Below are 17,537 nucleotides of genomic sequence, written 5' to 3'. Positions count from 1 at the left end.
CAGCAGGCCCTCCCGCATCACTGCGTTCGGGCCTACCGTCGAGGACATGACCATTCCGAAATTCAGTCTGAACAATGGTGTGACCATGCCGGTCCTCGGCTACGGGGTTTTTCAGACGCCCCCGGATGAGACGGTCAACGCCGTCGAGACCGCGCTGCAGGTCGGCTACCGCCATGTCGACACCGCGGCTGCCTACGGCAATGAGCGTGAGGTCGGCAAGGCCATCCAGCAGTCTGGACTCGCGCGCGACGACGTGTTCATCGAGACCAAGATCTGGATCACCGACTTCGGTTACGACGAGACCTTGCACGCGTTCGACAAATCGGTCGGAAAGCTCGGCGTCGAACGGCTCGACCTGCTCATCCTGCATCAGGCTCTGCCCGGCGAATTCGAGCTGACGGTTGGTGCGTACAAGGCGCTGGAGCAGCTCTACGCCGACGGCAAGGTACGGGCCATCGGCGTCTCCAATTTTATGCGCGCGCACATCGACCGGCTCACCGCCGAAACCGAGATCGTGCCGACCGTGAACCAGATCGAAGTGCACCCCTACTTCAAACAGTCCGATGTGCTGGCGGCCGACGCCGAGCGCGGCATCCTCAGCCAGGCCTGGGCGCCCATCGGCGGCGTCACGTTCTACCGCGAAGGTCCGCACACCTCAACGCTGGAAAATCCGGTGATCGGCGGGATCGCGGCCGCACACGACAAGACGCCGGCTCAGGTGATGCTGCGTTGGCACATTCAGCAAGGGCGCCAGGTGATCCCGAAATCGGTGACGCCATCGCGCATTGCGGAGAACTTCGACGTCTTCGACTTCGAGCTCAGTGAAGATCAGCTCGCGGCGATCGACGCCCTGGACACCGGGGTTCGCGGGGGCCCGGAGCCCGAGGACATCACTCTGGAGAAGTTCGGCATGAAGATCCCGGAAGCCTGAGGAGGCGCCATGCATATCCGCACTCTTGGTCAAGGCCTGCAGGTATCCGCCATCGGCCTGGGAGCCATGGGCATGTCGCAGAGCTATGGGCCCAACCCCGGCGACCGCGACGACATGATCGGCGTGCTCCGCCACGCGGTTGAGGAAGCCGGCATCACCTTCTTCGATACGGCCGAGGTTTACGGGCCCTATGTGAATGAGGAGCTTGTGGGAGAGGCTCTTGCGCCGTTGCGCGAGCAGGTGGTGATTGCCACCAAATTCGGCTGGAACATCGCCGACGGCAAGATGGTCGGTACCGACTCGCGCCCCGAGCAGATCCGAAGGGTGGCTGACGCATCACTGCAGCGCCTGCAGACCGATGTCATCGATCTCTTCTATCAGCACCGGGTCGATCCCGATGTGCCGATCGAGGACGTCGCAGGCACCGTTGCAGCGTTGATTCAAGAGGGCAAGGTCCGGCACTTCGGGCTGTCGGAGGCGGGCGCCGACACGATTCGGCGCGCGCACGCCGTCCATCCTGTGACCGCTCTGCAGAGTGAGTACTCGCTATGGACCCGGGACCCGGAGCCCGAAGTGCTGCCCACCTGTGCGGAACTCGGTATCGGCTTCGTACCATTCAGCCCGCTCGGCAAGGGCTTTCTCACCGGTACGGTGGCTGGTTCGACGCAATTCGGCGCGGGTGACATCCGGGGCACGATTCCGCGATTCGCCGCCGAAAACATCAGCGCGAACGAGGATTTGGTAGCGCACGTCCGCGTTCTCGCCGAGGCGAGGGGCTGCACCGCAGGCCAGATCGCACTGGCATGGCTGCTCGCCCAACAGCCGTGGATCGTGCCGATCCCGGGCACTCGCCGTCGCGGACGGGTTGACGAGAATGCCGCCTCCACCGGAGTGGCGCTGTCCGCCGACGAAGTGGCCGACCTCGACGCTCTTGCGGCGCGGGTCGGCGTGCGGGGCGACCGCTATAACGCCGCCGGTATGGCGATGGTGGGCCTTTAAGCCAGCCAACTGTCACACGTCTTGCGGCGCAGGGTATGCGTGCTCAGCCACCCAACGCCCGCTGATACCGGCGCATCCCGGAGATCCAGCGGTCGTAGTCGGCGCCCTTGCCCCGGTACATGTCCAGTACCGACGCATGCGGCAGCACCAGGAAGCGGCCGTCACGTACCCCGTCCAGCGTCGCCGCTGCCACGTCCTCGGCGCTCAACACCTCACCGGCGGTGGTGATGGACGCGGCGGCCACCCGGGCAGTGGCATCCTCGGAGTCGGTGATCGCGTCCAGCAGGGGCGTGGCCACCCCCATCGGGCACACGCACGTCACGCCGATCCCGTTGTCGCCGTAGGTGATCGACAACCACTCGGCGAACCCGACCGCGGCGTGCTTGGACACCGCGTAACCGGCCGCGCCGACCTGGGTGAGCAGCCCGGCGGCCGACGCGACGCCGACGAAATGGCCACTGCCGCGGGCGATCCAGTCCGGCAGCAGCGCATCGGCGGCCCGGATGTGCGCGCGCAGGTTCACCGCCAGCACCCGGTCCCAGTCGTCGTCGGAACCCAACCCGGAGGCGCCGATCACACCGGCATTGGCGACGTAGACGTCGACCGGGCCGAACGCGTCCCGTGCGGCGTCGAGCAGCGTGGCGATACCGGCGACCGAGGCGGCATCCGCGCCGACACCAACCGCGCGCTCACCGATCCCGGCGGCGGTCGCTGTGGCGGCTTCGGAGTCGATATCACCGACCACCACCGAGGCTCCGGCATCGGCGAACTGTTGCGCCAGGGCGCGGCCGATTCCCGAACCCGCCCCGGTGATGACAACGACCTTGCCTTCGATCTGCATGGAACGTGTCTACCGCATCTATCCCCGTCGCTCCGCCACCAGTTCCCGCAGCTCCCGCTTGAGTACCTTGCCGTAACTGTTCTTCGGCAGTTCGTCCACGTAGACGTAGCGCTTGGGCCGCTTGAATCGGGCGATCCGTTCCAGCAGATGGGCGTCGAGATCGTCCTGGGCGGCCGTACCCACGATGAACGCCACCACCACCTCGCCCCAGTCCTCGTCGGGCGCGCCCACGACGCAGGCCTCGGTGACGCCGGGGTGCTCGATGAGCACCTCCTCCACCTCGCGCGGGTAGATGTTGCTGCCGCCGCTGATGACCACGTCCTTGCTGCGGTCGCGCAGGGTCAGGTATCCGCGCGCGTCGAACGATCCCATGTCCCCGGTGTGCAACCAGCCCGCGACCAGGGTGGCCGACGTCGCCGCGGCGTTGTTCCAGTAACCCGACATCACGACGTCACCACGGCAGGCGATCTCACCGATTTCGCCGACAGCCGACGGGTTGCCATCGGGATCGAGCACCGCGACCTCGACACCGGAGCGCGAATAGCCGACCGACCCGAGCACCGCGTCGTCAGCATCCAGGTGGTCACCACGACGCAAACCGGTGATGGTCATCGGGGCCTCACCCTGACCGTAGAGCTGCACGAAGATCGGGCCGAACGCCGCCATCGCCTTCTTGAGGCTGTCCACGTACATCGGGCCGCCGCCGTAGACCACGGTGGTGAGGTTCCCGGGTCGCGGGCGGCCGGTGGCGACCAGCCGCTGCACCATGGTGGGCGCCAGGAAACAACTGGTGCGCGGGTGGTGGTCGCACAGGTCGAGGAACTCATCGGGTTCGAAGCCGGCCGATGCGGGAATCACCTGCCGTGCCCCGCGCAGGATGTAGGGCGCGATATAGAGGCCCGAGCCGTGGGACATGGGCGCACCGTGCACCAGGCTGGAATTCTCGTCCGGGGAGTCGAAGTCGGCCAGATGCGACACCGTCATCGCCATCAGATTGCGGTGCGAGAGCATCGCGCCCTTGGACTTGCCGGTGGTGCCGCTGGTGTAGAACAACCACGCCAGGGCAGCGGAATCGGTGTTCACCGGGACGGCCGGCTCCGACTCCAGGCGCCCCGCGTAGGCGGGGGAGTCGATGTCCTCGACCGGCACGTCGGTGACTGCGGTGAGACCGGCGGCGATCTTCGGTGACGCGAACACCACTGCGGCGCCGGAGTCATCGAGGATCTGCGCCATCTCGAGCGGGTGCAGTTTGAAATTGATCGGAACGACGGCACACCCGGCGGCCCAGACGGCGAACATCAACTCGATGATCTCGGGCCGGTTCTCGCTGGCGATCGCGATCCTGGCCCCGGTGTCGCGATCGGCGGTCACCGAGGTGGCCAGCCGCAGTGCGCGGTCCCGGAGCTCGGCGAAGGTGTGCAACTCTTCGGTGCCGCGGTACACCGCGCCACGGTCCCCGAAACGCGTTGCGGCCTGGTCGAGTACCGAGAACAGATTCACCTGGCGACCCATTCCGAGGTCAGCGCGAAGTCCGACAGATACTTGGTCGAGCTCCAGCCACCGTCGACCACGATGGTCTGTCCGTTGATGAAAGCGCCTCCGGGAGAACACAGGAATGCCACGGTGCTGGCGATATCGTCGACCGTGCCGAGGCGGGTGTGTGGTGTCATCTCGGTGTTGATCTTGCGGAAGCGTTCATCCTCCAGGCGGGTCGCGACCATCGGTGTCAGCGTGACGCCGGGCGCCACCGCGTTGCAGCGGATGCCCTCCGCGCCGTACTGGCAGGCGATGTGACCGGTCAGCGCGGTGAGACCGCCCTTGGCCGCGGAATAGGCGCCGCCGCGCATGCCGCCGACGACGGCGAAGGTCGAGGTCACGTTGATGATTGCCGAGCCGGGCCCCATGTGCGGCAGCACGTCGCGGGCCAGCCGGAACGGTGCACGCAGCATCAGGCCCAGAAAGTAGTCCAGCGAGTCGTCGTCGGTTTCGTGCAGCGGTTTGGGACTGCCGACACCGGCATTGTTGACCAGGAAATCGATGTGGCCCCAACGTGACACCGCGGCCTCGACGATCTGCGCCGGCGCCTCGTCGGCGGTCAGGTCCACGGCCAGCGTCGCGATCCGGTCCGGATCGCCGACCGCAGTTTCCAGTTCGGCCAACCGATCCCGGTCACGCCCGGCGCCGAGCACCGCCATCCCGGCCTCGGCGAGTTTGACGGCGCAACCGAAGCCGATCCCGCTGCTGGCGCCCGTCACGATCGCAACCTGCATGTCAGTTGAGCCCCTTCGTCAGCGTCGCTCGGATCTGGTGTTTGAGGACTTTCCCGGCATCGTTCTTGGGCAGTGCCTCCCAGATGACCACCTGCTCGGGGGTCTTGAACCTGGCCAGGCCGTGCGCATTCAGCAGTTCCCGCAGATCGTCCACATCGGGTGTGTCCGTGCCGCGGGAAACGATGACCGCGCAGGCCCGCTCACCGGTACGGGCGTCGGGGATCCCGACGACGGCGACCTCGGCGATACCGGGATGGCCGATCAGGACGTCCTCGACTTCCTTCGGGGAGATGTTCTCGCCGTTGCGGATGATGATGTCCTTGGCGCGCCCGGTCACCACCAGGTGGCCGTCCTCGGTGAGGCGGCCGAGATCACCGGTGCGAAAATACCCGTTGCCGTCGAAGGCTTCCGCGGCATCCTCGTCGTGCAGGTAGCCGGTGAGCATCTGTGGACCCCGGACCCGGATCTCGCCGTCCACGATCGTGATGTCAGCGATGCCGGCATGGCCGTCGGTGTCCGCCGCGCGGTCCGCGTCCTCCGGGGAGCCGACGGTGGACACCGGGACCTCGGTGGACCCGTACACGCGGGTGACGATGGCCTTGTCGAAATAGCCGGTCGCCCGGCGGATCAGCGAGGGCGGCACCGAGGCGCCACCGCAGATGAACACCTTGAGGTCGGGGAGCCGGCTGCCGGCGCGTTCGGCGGCGCCGAGTAGTCCGTCCAGAAACGGTGTGGCGCCGGCCATGTGGGTGCAGCGGCGTGCCTGCATCAGCGCGACGGCCTCGTCGGGGTCCCACTGCTCCATCAGCACGGCCACCGAGCCGAGCAGCAGCGGACATTCGAACGCGTAGATGGAGCCACCGATATGAGCGATGGGGGAGGGCACCAGGAAGGTGTCACCCGCATCGATGCGCCAGTGCTCGCCGAGCTGGCGGATCAGCGCGTGGATCGAGTCATGGCTGTGCAGCACACCTTTGGGCCGCCCGGTGGTGCCCGAGGTGTACATGATCATCCGTACCGCGCCGGAGTCCACGTCCAGCGGGTCGGCGGCCGGCGCTTCGAGAAGTTCGGACAGCGGTGTCTGCCCCGGATGGACCCCGCGGACCACGACGACCTCCGGAGGCGAGGACATGGTGGCGGTCACCCGCGACAACATTGCGCCGTAGTCGAATCCGCGGAACCGCGCCGGGATGACGATCATCCGGACATCGGCGTCGGCGAGGATGAACTGCAGTTCACTGTCGCGCAGCGACGGCAGGATCGGGTTGATCACCATGCCGGACATGGTTGCGGCCAGGTAGACGATCGCGGCCTCGTGCCAGTTGGGCAGCATGAAGGAGACCACGCTACCGGTGGGCATCCGCTGCGACATCGACGTGGCAAGGGACCCGGCCTGCCGGTACAACGCGGCGGTGGTCAGGTCGTCGTCTCCGTCGACGATGAGGACCCGGTCCGGAGTGTCCTGCGCCGCAACGCGAAGTGCGTCGGCGAGTGTGGTCACGGCTGGCCCTTGACGCGGCGCATGGTCATCGAGTGGCGGTAGCGGGCTGCCGGGTGGGTGTTCACGGTGACCTGCGCGATCTCGCCGTCGGAGGTCCGGTAGCTGCGCTGCATCTGCAGCGCGGGTGCGCCCGCATCGATCTGGAGCAGCTCGGCGAGATCGGCCGAGAGCGCGATCGCGGTGATCTCCTGATGCACCTCGGTGATGCTGACACCGTAGAGATCTTCGATCAGCGGGAAGATCGGTCCGGAGTGGCGTTGCAGCATCCGGCCCACCGCGGCGAAGGCCCGGTTGATGTAGTACTCGGTGCGGCAGATCGGGGTGTTGGTCGCGGCGTCCCGACGGTAGCCGCGCACGGCCAGCCATTGCTCGCCGAGCGCCAGACCGGTGCGCCCGGCCAGTTCGGCGTCGATGGTGACCATCGCATTGGAGTCGATCTCGAACTGCGCCCCCGCCGCGAACGCCAGCAGGTCGTTGATCGACATCACGTCCTGGGCATAGGAACTCGACGACGGACGCGGGACGACCAGGGTGCCGGTCCGCGGCCGCGACGACACCAGGTTGTCGTCACGCAGCCGGCGCAGCGCCTCACGCACGGTGTAGCGGCTGACCGCGAAGCGATCGCACAGTTCGTGCTCGGTGGGCAGCTGTGAGCCGACGGGGTAGATCCCGTCGACGATCTCCTTGCGCAGCGTGCGGGCCACCTGCAGGTAGCGGTGCTCCGTGGTTTCAGTGGTCATGGCTCGCCATCACAACTTTCGCAGCGCGTACACGCTGCCCTCGCCGTCGGCCGAAATGTACAGCGTGCCATCGGGTCCCGCGGCGATGCCGGCGAACGGACCCTGCGGACCGGAGAACGGCGGCATGCCGCGCAGTGGCTTGGGCGTGATGCCGGGCGGCGCTCCGATGGGGAGTCCGGCGGCGATGGTGTGGCGGGCTCCGGTGGTCAGGTCGACCGTGATGACGGCCTTGCTGCCGGAGTCCACGATGTAGAGCAGGCCGTCGCGCACCAGGATGCCCTGCGGGGTGATCAGCCCGTCGGCCACGGTGTCGGTGCCCGCCGACGTCACCCGCAGCACCGCGGAGTTCACCGAGACCAGCACGTTGCCGTCGGCGTCGGTGGTGACCCCGACGGGGGTGTCCAGGTCGGCGGCCAGCACCTGGACCCCGTTGCCGGTGACGGCCAGCACCCGTCCGGTGCCCTGCTCCACGACGACCGGGGTGCCGTCGGGCAGCAGGGTGACACCGTAGAGCTGGTCCAGACCGTCTGTCAGATAGTCGGTTTCATTGTCGGTGGGGCGGTAGCGGGCAACCTGTCCGCCAGACGTGGTGACGACGAACTCGCCGGTCGCACCCGGGGTGAGCCCGCGCACGAAGCCCGGATAGCCGGGGCTGAACAACATGCCCACGGTCTGCAGCCCCCCGTCGGAACCCACGGTGTAGAGGTAGGTGCCGTCGGCGATGTAGAGCAGACCGTCGGCCCCGACGGTGATGTCCAGCGGCCAGTTGAGCCCGCCGGGCAGCAGCGCGCGGGTGTCCCCGCCACCGAGGATCTCGGTGATGGCGCCGGTGAAGTTGGAGACGAACAGCCGGCCGTCGACGAACGCGCAGTTGTCCAGGCCCGGTGTCAGGGTGGCCAGCACGGTCTGGGTGCCGGTGCGCGGGTCGATGCGCAGCACCTGTCCGCTGGCGACCTGGGTGGAGACGATGGTGCCGTCGGTGTCGAACTTGACCGAATCCGGTACGCCGAGATCGCCGGCGACCACGTCGGGTTCACCGCCGTCCGGGTTCACCCGCCAGATCTGATTGGCGTTCATCACCGGGAAGTACAGCAGCCCGTCCGGCCCGACCTCCATGGCATTGGGGGAGGGCAGGTCGGCCAGGATCAGCCGTGGCTCGCCACCGGTGAGGTCCATCTCGAACAGGCGCCCACCTTCTCGGCATTCGTTGACGAACAGCCGGCCCTGATGGACGGTGATGCCGTTGGCCGAGGGCAGGTCGTCGCGCAGCACGCGGGTGGTTCCGGACGCGTCGCGCGCGCTGACCCGGCCGTCCATCACCTCGGTGGCGAAGAGGCTGCCGTCAGCGCCGAAGGCGAGATCGTCGGGGGCGACGATGTCGCCGCCCTTGGCGCTGATCGTCTCGATCTCGCCGGTGTTCACATTCAGCGCGCTGATCTGGCTGCCGGTCACCTGTGCGATGTAGAGCCGGCCGTCGGGTCCGGTGCGTAGGCCGTTCGCGCCGAACAGCCGACTGGGTGCTGTGAGGCGGGTGAGGATCCAGCCGGTGGCGGCTTCCGGTGACGACGCGACCGGGTACCGACCGGCCTGCAGGGTGCTCATGTGCTGGACGCTATCAAGCCACTGCTAGTCCAGACAATAGTCCGTCAAGGTCCGCGGCTCACCCTTGACGAGGAGATAACTGCTGCGGAATAGTGTTCTCCGTTGAGTAGAGTCACATATGTTGTACGGACAAATGATGGATTCCGGCGCGGATCCACGGAAGCGAGTCATGACTGATCTCCTGAGCCTCGATGGCCGCATTGTGGTGGTTTCCGGCGCCGGTGGTGGCGGAATCGGAACCACGGTGACCCGGCTGGCGGCCGAGGCCGGAGCGACGGTGATCGCGGTGAGCCGCTCCAAGGACAATCTGCACACCCACGTCGCGCCGCTGGCCGATCGCGGGCTGTCGGTGATTCCGGTGGCCGCCGACGCGTCGACCGACGAGGGCATCGAGACCGTGCTGGAAGCGGCACGCATCGCCGAGGGCACGCTCTACGGGCTGGTGAACATCGCGGGTGGTGCCGCGCCGGCGACCTGGATGCCGGCCACCCGCGTCTCCCGTTCGGATTGGCGCGAGTTGTTCACCGCGAATCTGGAGACGATGTTCTTCATGAGCCAGGCGGTGGCCGCCGAGATCCGGGCCGCCGGTGACCCCGGCTCGATCGTGTCGGTGTCCTCGATCAGTGGGATGAACACTGCGCCGTTCCACATCGCGTACGGCACCGCGAAGGCCGCGATCGTGGCCGCCACCCGCACGCTGGCGGTCGAGCTGGCGGATCACGACATCCGCGTCAATGCGGTGGCACCCGGGGTGACCGAGACCGCGGCATCGGCCACCTATGTCGATGCCGACCCGGCCCGCGATCAGAGGGCCATCGCGATGGGACGCCGTGGGACGCCCGAGGAGCAGGCCGGAGCGATCCTGTTCCTGTTGTCGGACCTTGCGGGCTATGTCACCGGACAGACGCTGCTGGTCGACGGCGGTCTCAATCTGCGGTGGACGCACCTGGGAGCGGACAACACGTCGTTGTTCCTCAAAGATGACAACTTCCGCGAAGCGATCAGTCGGATCTGAAGGAAAGACAAGCCATGACCCACACCGAATCCGATCTCGACGCCGCGATCGAGATCGAGGCGGACCCCGACGATTCGACGGGCGAGATCGCCGAGGACCTGTCGACGGCGATGACCATCCCGGTCGACGCCTACATCTCCCCGGAGTATGCACGCAACGAGCGAGACAGATTGTGGCGCAAGGTCTGGCAGCAGGTCGGCCGGGTCGAGGAGATCCCCGAGGTCGGCAGCTACCTGACCTACGACATTCTCGACGACTCCATCATCGTGGTCCGGACCGGGCCGGGCCCTTCGGACTTCGCGGCCCACCACAACGTCTGCATGCACCGCGGACGCAAGCTGATCGACAACCCCGAAGGCGCCAAGAACGCGACCGGGCGGGCGCGCAAGTCTTTCGTCTGCGGGTTCCACGGCTGGACCTATGGTCTCGACGGCACCTGCACCCACATCCGCGAGCAGGACGACTGGCAGGGCAAGCTCACTCCGGGCAATACCCACCTGGCTCCGGTGCAGGTGGACACCTGGGGCGGATGGCTTTTCATCAACATGGATCCGCACTGCGAGGCGTTGGTCGATTATCTGTATCCGGCCGCCAAGATCCTCGATCCGTTCGGCCTGGAGAACATGCGCTACAAGTGGCGCAAGTGGCTGTATTTCGACTGCAACTGGAAAGTCGCGATGGAGGCCTTCAACGAGACCTACCACGTGTTCACCACCCACCCGGAATTCAACAAGTTCGGTGAGTTCAAGGGCTGGGCCAAGGCGCAGGGTAAGCACAGCAATATCGGTTACGACGCGCCGAAGGGTATGGACGAGACCAAGTCCAAGATCCGCCTCGGCACCGGGGACCCCCGCATCTCCACCGCCGAGATGCAGGTCTACACCATGGAAGAAACCAACGCGACCACGACGAAGACCCTGGTGAATGCGGCCAAGCGTCTGGTCGACGAGCTGCCCGAGGGCACCCCGGCCGATCAGGTGCTGCAGCACTGGCTGGCCTCGGCGCGCCGCGATGACGAGGCCAGGGGTGTGGTCTGGCCGACCATCCCGCCCGACATCCTCGGCCAGAGCGGAACGGCGTGGCAGATCTTCCCGAACTTCCAAGTGGGCCAGGGCCTGACCAGTGCGCTGTGCTACGCCGCGCGCCCCGACCCGAGCTACGACCCGAACAAGTGCATCTTCGAGGTCGCGGTCTACGAGCTGTACCCCAAGGGTGAAGAGCCGGAGACGGAATGGGCCTACACCCCCAAGGATTCACCGAACTGGCTGTCGGTGCTGCCGCAGGACTTCTCCAATATGGCTGCGGTGCAACAGGGTATGAAGTCGGCCGGATTTCCCGGTACATTGCCCAACCCGTACCGCGAGCGCAGCACCGTGAACCTGCACCACCAGCTCTCCAAATACATGGACGCCGGAAAACCTCAAGATATTTAGCGATTTCGGCGTGATCGGGTGCGCTGAGCGCAGCGAATCACGCCGAAATCACCTCAGCAAGGAGACGATATGAAGGTCAACCTCGGTACCGGTGCGCAGAATTCGCACGACTGGGAACGCGTCATGGCGGGCGATTTCAGCAGCCCGCCGGCGACGCCGGACTACAAGTGCGTGCAGGCCGCGCTGGCATTGGGTGATCTGGCCGAACCGCTCGGCTACGACGGCATCTGGTTCCCCGAGCACCAGGGCACTCCGTACGGGATGACGCCCAACCCGATTCAGGCGCTCACCTACTTCGCGGCCCGCACCGAGCGAGTCAGCCTGGGCACCTTCGTCGCCGTCGCGCCGTGGTGGAATCCGGTGCGGCTGGCCCATCAGATTGCCTATCTGGACATCGTCTCCAACGGCCGCTACAACACCATCGGCATCGGCCGCGGGGTGTCCAAGACCGAGTTCGACGCCGTCGGTGTGCCCCGCGAGCAGAGCCGTCAGCGCTTCAACGAGACCCTCGACATCCTCGAACTCGCCTTTTCCGGTGAGCGGTTCTCCTACGACGGAGAGATCTTCAGCTTCCCGGAGATGTCGCTGCGCCCCGAGCCGCTCAGCAAGGACCTGTTCTCCCGCATCTTCAGCTCCTCCTCGACGGCCGAATCGCTGGAGATCCTGTCTCGGCGCGGGATGGTGCCGTTGTTCGTCGGCAACAAGCCCATCTGGGATGCCGGCGAGGAAGTCCGCAAGGTCAACACCTTCCGTGCCGAGGAGGGCTTCGAGCCCTGCCAGCCGAAGAACGTGATGTTCATGTACGTCACCGAAAAGGAGGACGACAAGCTCGCGGCGCTCACCGAGCAGTGGATCTGGACCGCCAACCGCGACGTCAACGTCCATTACGGCTTCGCCGACTCGTCGAACTTCAAGGGCGTCAGCGGATATGAGGCCTACGCGGCCCGCGAGGCGACCGCCACCGCGGTCCTCGCCTCATCGGTCACCGGCGACCAGAAGAAGGGCGGCCCGCCCGGATACCACGCCTCCAACCTGCTCATCGGCACACCCGAGGTGGTCTTCGAGAAGCTCAAGGCCGCCCAGGAGGCGTGCTCGTTCTCCGAGGTGACCATCGTCCCGCAGTTCGGCACCATGCCCTACGAGGACGCCTTCGAGAGCACCAAGCTGTTCGCCAAGGAGGTGCTGCCGGCCGTGCACGAACTCGCCGCACCACTGCATCCCGCTGCTCTGCCGGAGAACGCCACCGTATGACCACCCAACAGACCTGCGGGCCCACCGACACCCCGACCGATATCGACATCCCGGCAATCCGGGAGAAGTACGCCGCCGAACGGGCCAAACGACTGCGGTCCGAGGGCGCCGACCAATATCTGGAACTGGAAGGCGATTTCGCCGATTTCTACGAGGTCGACCCCTACACGACGGTCACCGAGCGGGACCCGATCACCGAGGACGTCGACGTCGTCATCCTCGGTGGCGGCTTCGCCGGATTGCTGGCCGGGGCGTACCTGAAGAAGGCAGGCGTCGAGGGCATCCGCGTCATCGAGATGGCCGGTGACTTCGGCGGCGTCTGGTACTGGAACCGCTTCCCGGGCATCCAGTGCGACAACGACGCTTACTGCTACGTCCCGCTGCTCGAGGAACTCGGTTTCATCCCGTCCAAGAAGTTCGCCGACGGCGCCGAGATCTTCCAGCACTGCCGCAACATCGGCAAGCACTTCGGCCTGTACGACGGTGCGCTGTTCTCCACCCAGGTGCGCGATCTGCGCTGGGAGGACGCGACGCAGCGCTGGCAGATCAGCACGGACCGCGGCGACGCCATCCGGGCACGGTTCGTCGTAATGGCGCAAGGGTCCTACAACCGCCCGAAGTTGCCCGGAATCCCGGGGATCAAGGATTACCAGGGTCACGTGTTCCATTCGGCCCGCTGGGATTACGACTACACCGGCGGTGACGCCGACGGTGGCCTGGACAAGCTGGCGGACAAGCGCGTCGCTCTCGTCGGCACCGGTGCGACCGGCATCCAGCTGGTGCCGCACCTCGGCCGTGACGCCAAAGAGCTCTTCGTGTTCCAGCGGACACCGTCCTCGGTCGACGCGCGGTCCAATCCGCCCACCGATCCGGACTGGGCGGCGTCGTTGCAGCCGGGCTGGCAGGAGGAGCGCAAGCGCAACTTCCACAACTGGTCACCGTTTGTCGGCGTGGTCTTCGGTGAACCGGATCTGGTCTGCGACTTCTGGACCGAGCTCGGACGCAACCTGACGGCCCGGATCGCGGGCAGCGATGACCCCGCAGCGGTGACGATCGAACAGATCATGGCGTTCCGGGAAGAAGAGGACTACAAGATCATGGAGCGGCTGCGTCGCCGCGTCGCTGAGATCGTCGAGGATCCCGAGACCGCCGAGGCGCTGAAGCCGTACTACCGCTTCATGTGCAAGCGGCCGACCTCCAGCGAGCAGTACCTGGCATCGTTCAACCGGCCGAATGTGACGCTCGTCGACGTGTCGGCGTCCAAGGGCGTGGAACGGCTCACCGAGAAGGGCATAGTCGCCGACGGCGCCGAGTACGAGGTCGATTGCGTGATCTTCGCCAGCGGCTTCGAGATCTCCACCGAGATCAGCCGCCGCTTCGCCATCGACAACATCATCGGCCGGGATAGCCTGTCGCTGTTCGACTATTGGCAGAACGACTACAAGACGCTGCACGGGATGACCACCCGTGGATTCCCGAACCAGTTCTTCATGGGCTTCATCCAGGGCGGTGTCTCGGCCAACACCACCGCGATGTTCGAGCAGCAGGCCGAGCACATCGCCTACATCATCGCCGAAGCCCAGAACCGCGGCGCCAGGACGGTCGAACCCAGCCAAGCAGGTCAGGACGGGTGGGTCTCGACGGTGCGCGAGCTGTCGATCGACAACTCGGCGTTCGAATTATCCTGCACGCCCGGCTATTACAACAACGAAGGCCGCGGCGGCGCGGAACGCAACGGCTCGTTCCTCGGTGACTTCTACTCGCCGGGTTTCTACGCCTTCGATGACCTGATCGCGCAGTGGCGGGCCAAGGGCGACCTCGACGGACTGGAGCTCACCACATGACGACCGCTGTCGAGGCACTACAGGCACGGGACCTCAAGCCCCGCATCGGATCCGAGGTGCGCGCCGACAAGGCCACCCTGCTGTCCGGTGAATACGCCGCTGAGATCCGGGATCTGCTGGAGCAGCGAGGCGTGCTGGTCTTCCCGCAGATCGGGTTCAGCGATGAGGAGCAGATCGCCTTCACCGAGACGCTCGGCACGTTCGCCCCGGAAGCCCGCGGCGAGAAGCTGTACAAGGTGTCGCTGGACACCGAGGTCAACAAGCAGGCCGACTACCTGAAAGGGTCGTTGTACTGGCATCTGGACGGCACCATGAACGAGGTGCCGATCCTGGCGTCGCTGCTGCAGAGTGTGGCGTTGGGTAACCCGGACGAGGGAGACACCGAGTTCTGCAACACCTACGCCGCCTATGACGACCTGCCGGACGAGGAGAAGGCCGAGATCGCGGACCTGCGGGTGATGCACTCGGCGTGGAACACGTTGTTCTACTACGACCCGGAACCGTCGGTGAAGACCCTCAAGCAGATGATGGCCATCGGTGACCGGGAACTGCCTCTGGTGTGGACGCACAAGTCGGGCCGCAAGTCACTTGTGCTGGGCGCCACAGCACGCCACATCACCGACATCGACTACACCAGGAGCGCGGAACTGCTGGTCCGGCTGCGTGATTGGGCGACCCAGCCGCAGTTCACCTACCGGCACAAGTGGACCGTCGGAGATCTGGTCATCTGGGACAACACCGGCACCATGCACCGCGCCACACCGTATGACCCCAGCTCGGGCCGGCTGCTGCAACGCACCAAGCTCGAGGGCGAGGAACCGTTCGCTTGACGAGTCAACTCAGCTTCGATGATCGCGTCGCCGTCATCACCGGCGGCGGTCGCGGCCTGGGCCGCGAGTACGCGCTGCTGCTGGCATCGCGCGGCGCCAAAATCGTCGTCAACGATCCCGGCGTCAGCCTGACCGGGACCGGGGTCGATGAGGGCCCCGCGCATCACGTGGTGCGCGAGATCATCGCTGCCGGTGGCCAAGCCGTCGCCAGTACCGATTCGGTGGCCACCGCCGACGGCGGCAAGGCCATCGTGGATACCGCTACCGAGAACTTCGGGCGGGTCGACATCCTCATCCACAACGCGGGCACCGTCCGTCGCGGCTCACTCAAGGAGCTGAGTTACGAGGACTTCGAGTCCGTCCTGGATGTGCACCTGCGTGGCGCCTTTCACGTGGTGCGTGCGGCATTCCCGCTGATGTGTGCCGCCGGCTACGGACGGATCGTGCTCACCTCGTCGATCGGCGGGCTGTACGGCAATCAGGGTGTCGCCAACTATGCCGCGGCGAAGGCCGGGATACTCGGCCTCACCAATGTGGCGGCGCTGGAAGGGGCGGCCGAGGGTGTGATCTGTAATGCGATCATTCCCGGCGCGGTGACCAGAATGGCCGAGGGACTGGACACTTCGGCCTACCCGCCGATGGGATCGGATCTGGTGGCACCGGCTGTCGGCTGGCTGGCACACGAATCATGCTCTGTCACCGGGGAATTCTTCGTGGCAATCGCGGGACGGGTCGCGCGGGCCTTCATCGCCGAGACGCCAGGGGTGTATCAGCCGTCGTGGTCCATCGAGGACATCGCGGCCAATATCGACGCGATCCGCGACGACACCGCACCGCTGGTCTTCGCGCCGGTGCCCGACGGACATAGCGATCACATTCGCTACTCGTTCGGGGTCGCCGCCCATGACTGAATTCCAGGGTCCGCTCAAGGGTGTACGGGTCATCGACCTGACCGCGATGGTGATGGGGCCGTACTGCACCCAGATCATGGCCGACATGGGTGCCGACGTCATCAAGGTGGAACCGCCGGCCGGTGACAACACCCGCTACATCTCGGTGGGCCCCGTCGCCGGGTTGAGCGGTGTCTTCATCAACGTGAACCGCGGTAAGCGGGGCGTGATGCTCGATCTGCAGACCAGCGAGGGCAAGGCCGCGCTGCGGTCGTTGATCGAGACCGCCGACGTGTTCATCCACTCGATGCGGGCCAAGGCGATCGCCAAGCTCGGATTCGCCTATGAGGATGTCGTCGCGCTGAACCCGTCCATCGTCTACACCAACTGCTACGGGTACGGCAGGCGTGGTCCCGATGCGGACCGCCCCGCCTATGACGACACCATCCAGGCCGAATGCGGATTGCCTGCGGTACAAGAACAATTGACCGGCGAAGCCAGCTATGTCGGCACCATCATGGCGGACAAGGTGGCGGGCCTGACGGCGCTGTATGCCACCACGATGGCGCTGTTCCACCGCGAGCGCACCGGGGAGGGGCAGGAGGTGGAGGTCAGCATGTTCGAGACTATGGCATCGTTCATGTTGGTCGAACATGCCAACGGCGCCATGTTCGACCCCGCGCTCGGCCCGGCCGTGTATCCCCGCGCGGTGGCGCCCAACCGCAAGCCGTACGAGACCAAAGACGGTCAGATTGCGGCGCTCATCTACAACGACAAGCACTGGAACGCCTTCATCGAGCGGGTGCAGCCGGTCTGGAACAGTGTCGAGTTCGCCACGCTCGAGCAGCGCGCCAAACAGATCGACACCGTGTACGGGCTGGTGGCGCAGACGCTCAAGGAACGCACCACCGACGAGTGGCTGCAACTGTTCCGCGAACTGGAGATCCCGGCCGCCGCCGTCAACACCCCGGACGCCCTGTTCGACAACGAACACCTCAAGGCCGTCGGACTATTCGAGACCATCGAGACCGAGCACGGGACGATGCGTATCCCGGGTGTGCCGACCTGGTTCTCCCGGACCCCCGGCCGAGTGCACGGGCCCGCTCCGGAGCTTGGCGCCGACACCGATGCGGTGCTGGCGGAACTCAAGGTGCTGCCTCGGCAGTAGGGCGTGTCTGGTCTACGTGAACAGTGTTGCGCCTGTCCCTGTTCGGCGCTTTCGGCCGTGCCGCGTGAGCGGCAGAACTGTCACCGATGTCCCGAGACATGACACTTGCGGGCGGTCCATAGAGCGTGTCTTGAGTCAAGAAGTTGGCAGGTTTTTTTGGTTAATTGGGTTTAGGTATGCCTGCTGTGGGGTGTGGTCCTGGATGGCTTGGTGTGGTCGGAT

At 66.0% G+C, this 17,537-nt stretch carries 15 protein-coding genes; 9 read left to right on the top strand and 6 right to left on the bottom strand.

Going from position 1 to position 17,537, the window contains the following annotated elements; genetic code table 11:
• The first annotated feature begins 46 nt into the window (after positions 1–46).
• Entirely contained in the window at positions 47–931 is an 885-nt protein-coding gene (locus tag ASE48_RS09450; protein ID WP_057166823.1) for an aldo/keto reductase, read from the top strand.
• A 9-nt stretch (positions 932–940) separates the two neighbouring features.
• Entirely contained in the window at positions 941–1,930 is a 990-nt protein-coding gene (locus tag ASE48_RS09445; protein ID WP_057166822.1) for an aldo/keto reductase, read from the top strand.
• A 43-nt stretch (positions 1,931–1,973) separates the two neighbouring features.
• Here ASE48_RS09445 and ASE48_RS09440 read toward each other — a convergent pair whose 3' ends face one another.
• The 6 genes from ASE48_RS09440 to ASE48_RS09415 are packed head-to-tail and all read right to left on the bottom strand — an operon-like array spanning position 1,974 to position 8,884.
• The gene (locus ASE48_RS09440; protein ID WP_057166821.1) at positions 1,974–2,771 is read right to left on the bottom strand and encodes an SDR family oxidoreductase; all 798 of its coding nucleotides are present in this window, start codon (positions 2,769–2,771) and stop codon (positions 1,974–1,976) included.
• Between the two features lie 18 nt (positions 2,772–2,789).
• On the bottom strand, positions 2,790–4,271 hold the full coding sequence (locus tag ASE48_RS09435; protein ID WP_057166947.1) for an AMP-binding protein: 1,482 nt from the start codon (positions 4,269–4,271) through the stop codon (positions 2,790–2,792).
• Positions 4,268–5,041, bottom strand: a complete 774-nt coding sequence (locus ASE48_RS09430) for an SDR family NAD(P)-dependent oxidoreductase (protein WP_057166820.1) — start codon at positions 5,039–5,041, stop codon at positions 4,268–4,270. The genes ASE48_RS09435 and ASE48_RS09430 overlap by 4 nt, the downstream gene beginning before the upstream one ends.
• A 1-nt stretch (position 5,042) precedes the next feature.
• The gene (locus ASE48_RS09425; protein ID WP_057166819.1) at positions 5,043–6,542 is read right to left on the bottom strand and encodes an AMP-binding protein; all 1,500 of its coding nucleotides are present in this window, start codon (positions 6,540–6,542) and stop codon (positions 5,043–5,045) included.
• Entirely contained in the window at positions 6,539–7,282 is a 744-nt protein-coding gene (locus tag ASE48_RS09420; RefSeq protein ID WP_057166818.1) for a GntR family transcriptional regulator, read from the bottom strand. The genes ASE48_RS09425 and ASE48_RS09420 overlap by 4 nt, the downstream gene beginning before the upstream one ends.
• 9 nt (positions 7,283–7,291) lie before the next feature.
• Positions 7,292–8,884, bottom strand: a complete 1,593-nt coding sequence (locus ASE48_RS09415; RefSeq protein WP_057166817.1) for an SMP-30/gluconolactonase/LRE family protein — start codon at positions 8,882–8,884, stop codon at positions 7,292–7,294.
• A 169-nt stretch (positions 8,885–9,053) separates the two neighbouring features.
• Here ASE48_RS09415 and ASE48_RS09410 point away from each other — a divergent pair, with 169 nt between their 5' ends.
• The 7 genes from ASE48_RS09410 (at position 9,054) to ASE48_RS09380 (ending at position 17,315) form a co-directional block, all read left to right on the top strand.
• Positions 9,054–9,899: an SDR family NAD(P)-dependent oxidoreductase gene (locus tag ASE48_RS09410; protein ID WP_057166816.1), complete on the top strand. Its 846-nt coding sequence runs from the start codon at positions 9,054–9,056 to the stop codon at positions 9,897–9,899.
• Between the two features lie 14 nt (positions 9,900–9,913).
• Complete coding sequence (locus ASE48_RS09405) at positions 9,914–11,332, top strand: aromatic ring-hydroxylating oxygenase subunit alpha (RefSeq protein WP_057166815.1); 1,419 nt, start codon at positions 9,914–9,916, stop codon at positions 11,330–11,332.
• 69 nt (positions 11,333–11,401) lie between these two features.
• Positions 11,402–12,583 carry an LLM class flavin-dependent oxidoreductase gene (locus ASE48_RS09400; protein ID WP_057166814.1) on the top strand — a complete coding sequence of 394 codons (1,182 nt, stop codon included), beginning with the start codon at positions 11,402–11,404 and terminating at the stop codon, positions 12,581–12,583.
• The gene (locus tag ASE48_RS09395; protein ID WP_057166813.1) at positions 12,580–14,427 is read left to right on the top strand and encodes a flavin-containing monooxygenase; all 1,848 of its coding nucleotides are present in this window, start codon (positions 12,580–12,582) and stop codon (positions 14,425–14,427) included. Before ASE48_RS09400 ends, ASE48_RS09395 begins: the two co-directional genes overlap by 4 nt.
• The gene (locus tag ASE48_RS09390; RefSeq protein WP_057166812.1) at positions 14,424–15,257 is read left to right on the top strand and encodes a TauD/TfdA dioxygenase family protein; all 834 of its coding nucleotides are present in this window, start codon (positions 14,424–14,426) and stop codon (positions 15,255–15,257) included. Before ASE48_RS09395 ends, ASE48_RS09390 begins: the two co-directional genes overlap by 4 nt.
• A complete protein-coding gene (locus ASE48_RS09385) occupies positions 15,254–16,168 on the top strand; it encodes an SDR family NAD(P)-dependent oxidoreductase (RefSeq protein WP_057166811.1) in 915 nt (304 codons plus the stop codon). The genes ASE48_RS09390 and ASE48_RS09385 overlap by 4 nt, the downstream gene beginning before the upstream one ends.
• Positions 16,161–17,315 (top strand): CaiB/BaiF CoA transferase family protein, encoded by a 1,155-nt coding sequence (locus tag ASE48_RS09380; protein WP_057166810.1) that lies wholly within the window; start codon positions 16,161–16,163, stop codon positions 17,313–17,315. The genes ASE48_RS09385 and ASE48_RS09380 overlap by 8 nt, the downstream gene beginning before the upstream one ends.
• The last annotated feature ends 222 nt before the right edge of the window (positions 17,316–17,537 follow it).

Origin of the sequence: Mycobacterium sp. Root265 (genome assembly GCF_001428895.1) — a bacterium.
Classification (GTDB): Bacteria; Actinomycetota; Actinomycetes; order Mycobacteriales; family Mycobacteriaceae; genus Mycobacterium.
This window is presented reverse-complemented; position numbering and strand designations above follow the sequence as displayed.

Coding starts and splice junctions, on each gene's coding strand:
- ASE48_RS09390 (WP_057166812.1), top strand. CDS start 14,424: ATGACGACCGCTGTCGAGGCACTACAGGCACGGGACCTCAAGCCCCGC.
- ASE48_RS09400 (WP_057166814.1), top strand. CDS start 11,402: ATGAAGGTCAACCTCGGTACCGGTGCGCAGAATTCGCACGACTGGGAA.
- ASE48_RS09410 (WP_057166816.1), top strand. CDS start 9,054: ATGACTGATCTCCTGAGCCTCGATGGCCGCATTGTGGTGGTTTCCGGC.
- ASE48_RS09445 (WP_057166822.1), top strand. CDS start 941: ATGCATATCCGCACTCTTGGTCAAGGCCTGCAGGTATCCGCCATCGGC.
- ASE48_RS09450 (WP_057166823.1), top strand. CDS start 47: ATGACCATTCCGAAATTCAGTCTGAACAATGGTGTGACCATGCCGGTC.
- ASE48_RS09395 (WP_057166813.1), top strand. CDS start 12,580: ATGACCACCCAACAGACCTGCGGGCCCACCGACACCCCGACCGATATC.
- ASE48_RS09430 (WP_057166820.1), bottom strand. CDS start 5,041: ATGCAGGTTGCGATCGTGACGGGCGCCAGCAGCGGGATCGGCTTCGGT.
- ASE48_RS09380 (WP_057166810.1), top strand. CDS start 16,161: ATGACTGAATTCCAGGGTCCGCTCAAGGGTGTACGGGTCATCGACCTG.
- ASE48_RS09415 (WP_057166817.1), bottom strand. CDS start 8,884: ATGAGCACCCTGCAGGCCGGTCGGTACCCGGTCGCGTCGTCACCGGAA.
- ASE48_RS09405 (WP_057166815.1), top strand. CDS start 9,914: ATGACCCACACCGAATCCGATCTCGACGCCGCGATCGAGATCGAGGCG.
- ASE48_RS09440 (WP_057166821.1), bottom strand. CDS start 2,771: ATGCAGATCGAAGGCAAGGTCGTTGTCATCACCGGGGCGGGTTCGGGA.
- ASE48_RS09420 (WP_057166818.1), bottom strand. CDS start 7,282: ATGACCACTGAAACCACGGAGCACCGCTACCTGCAGGTGGCCCGCACG.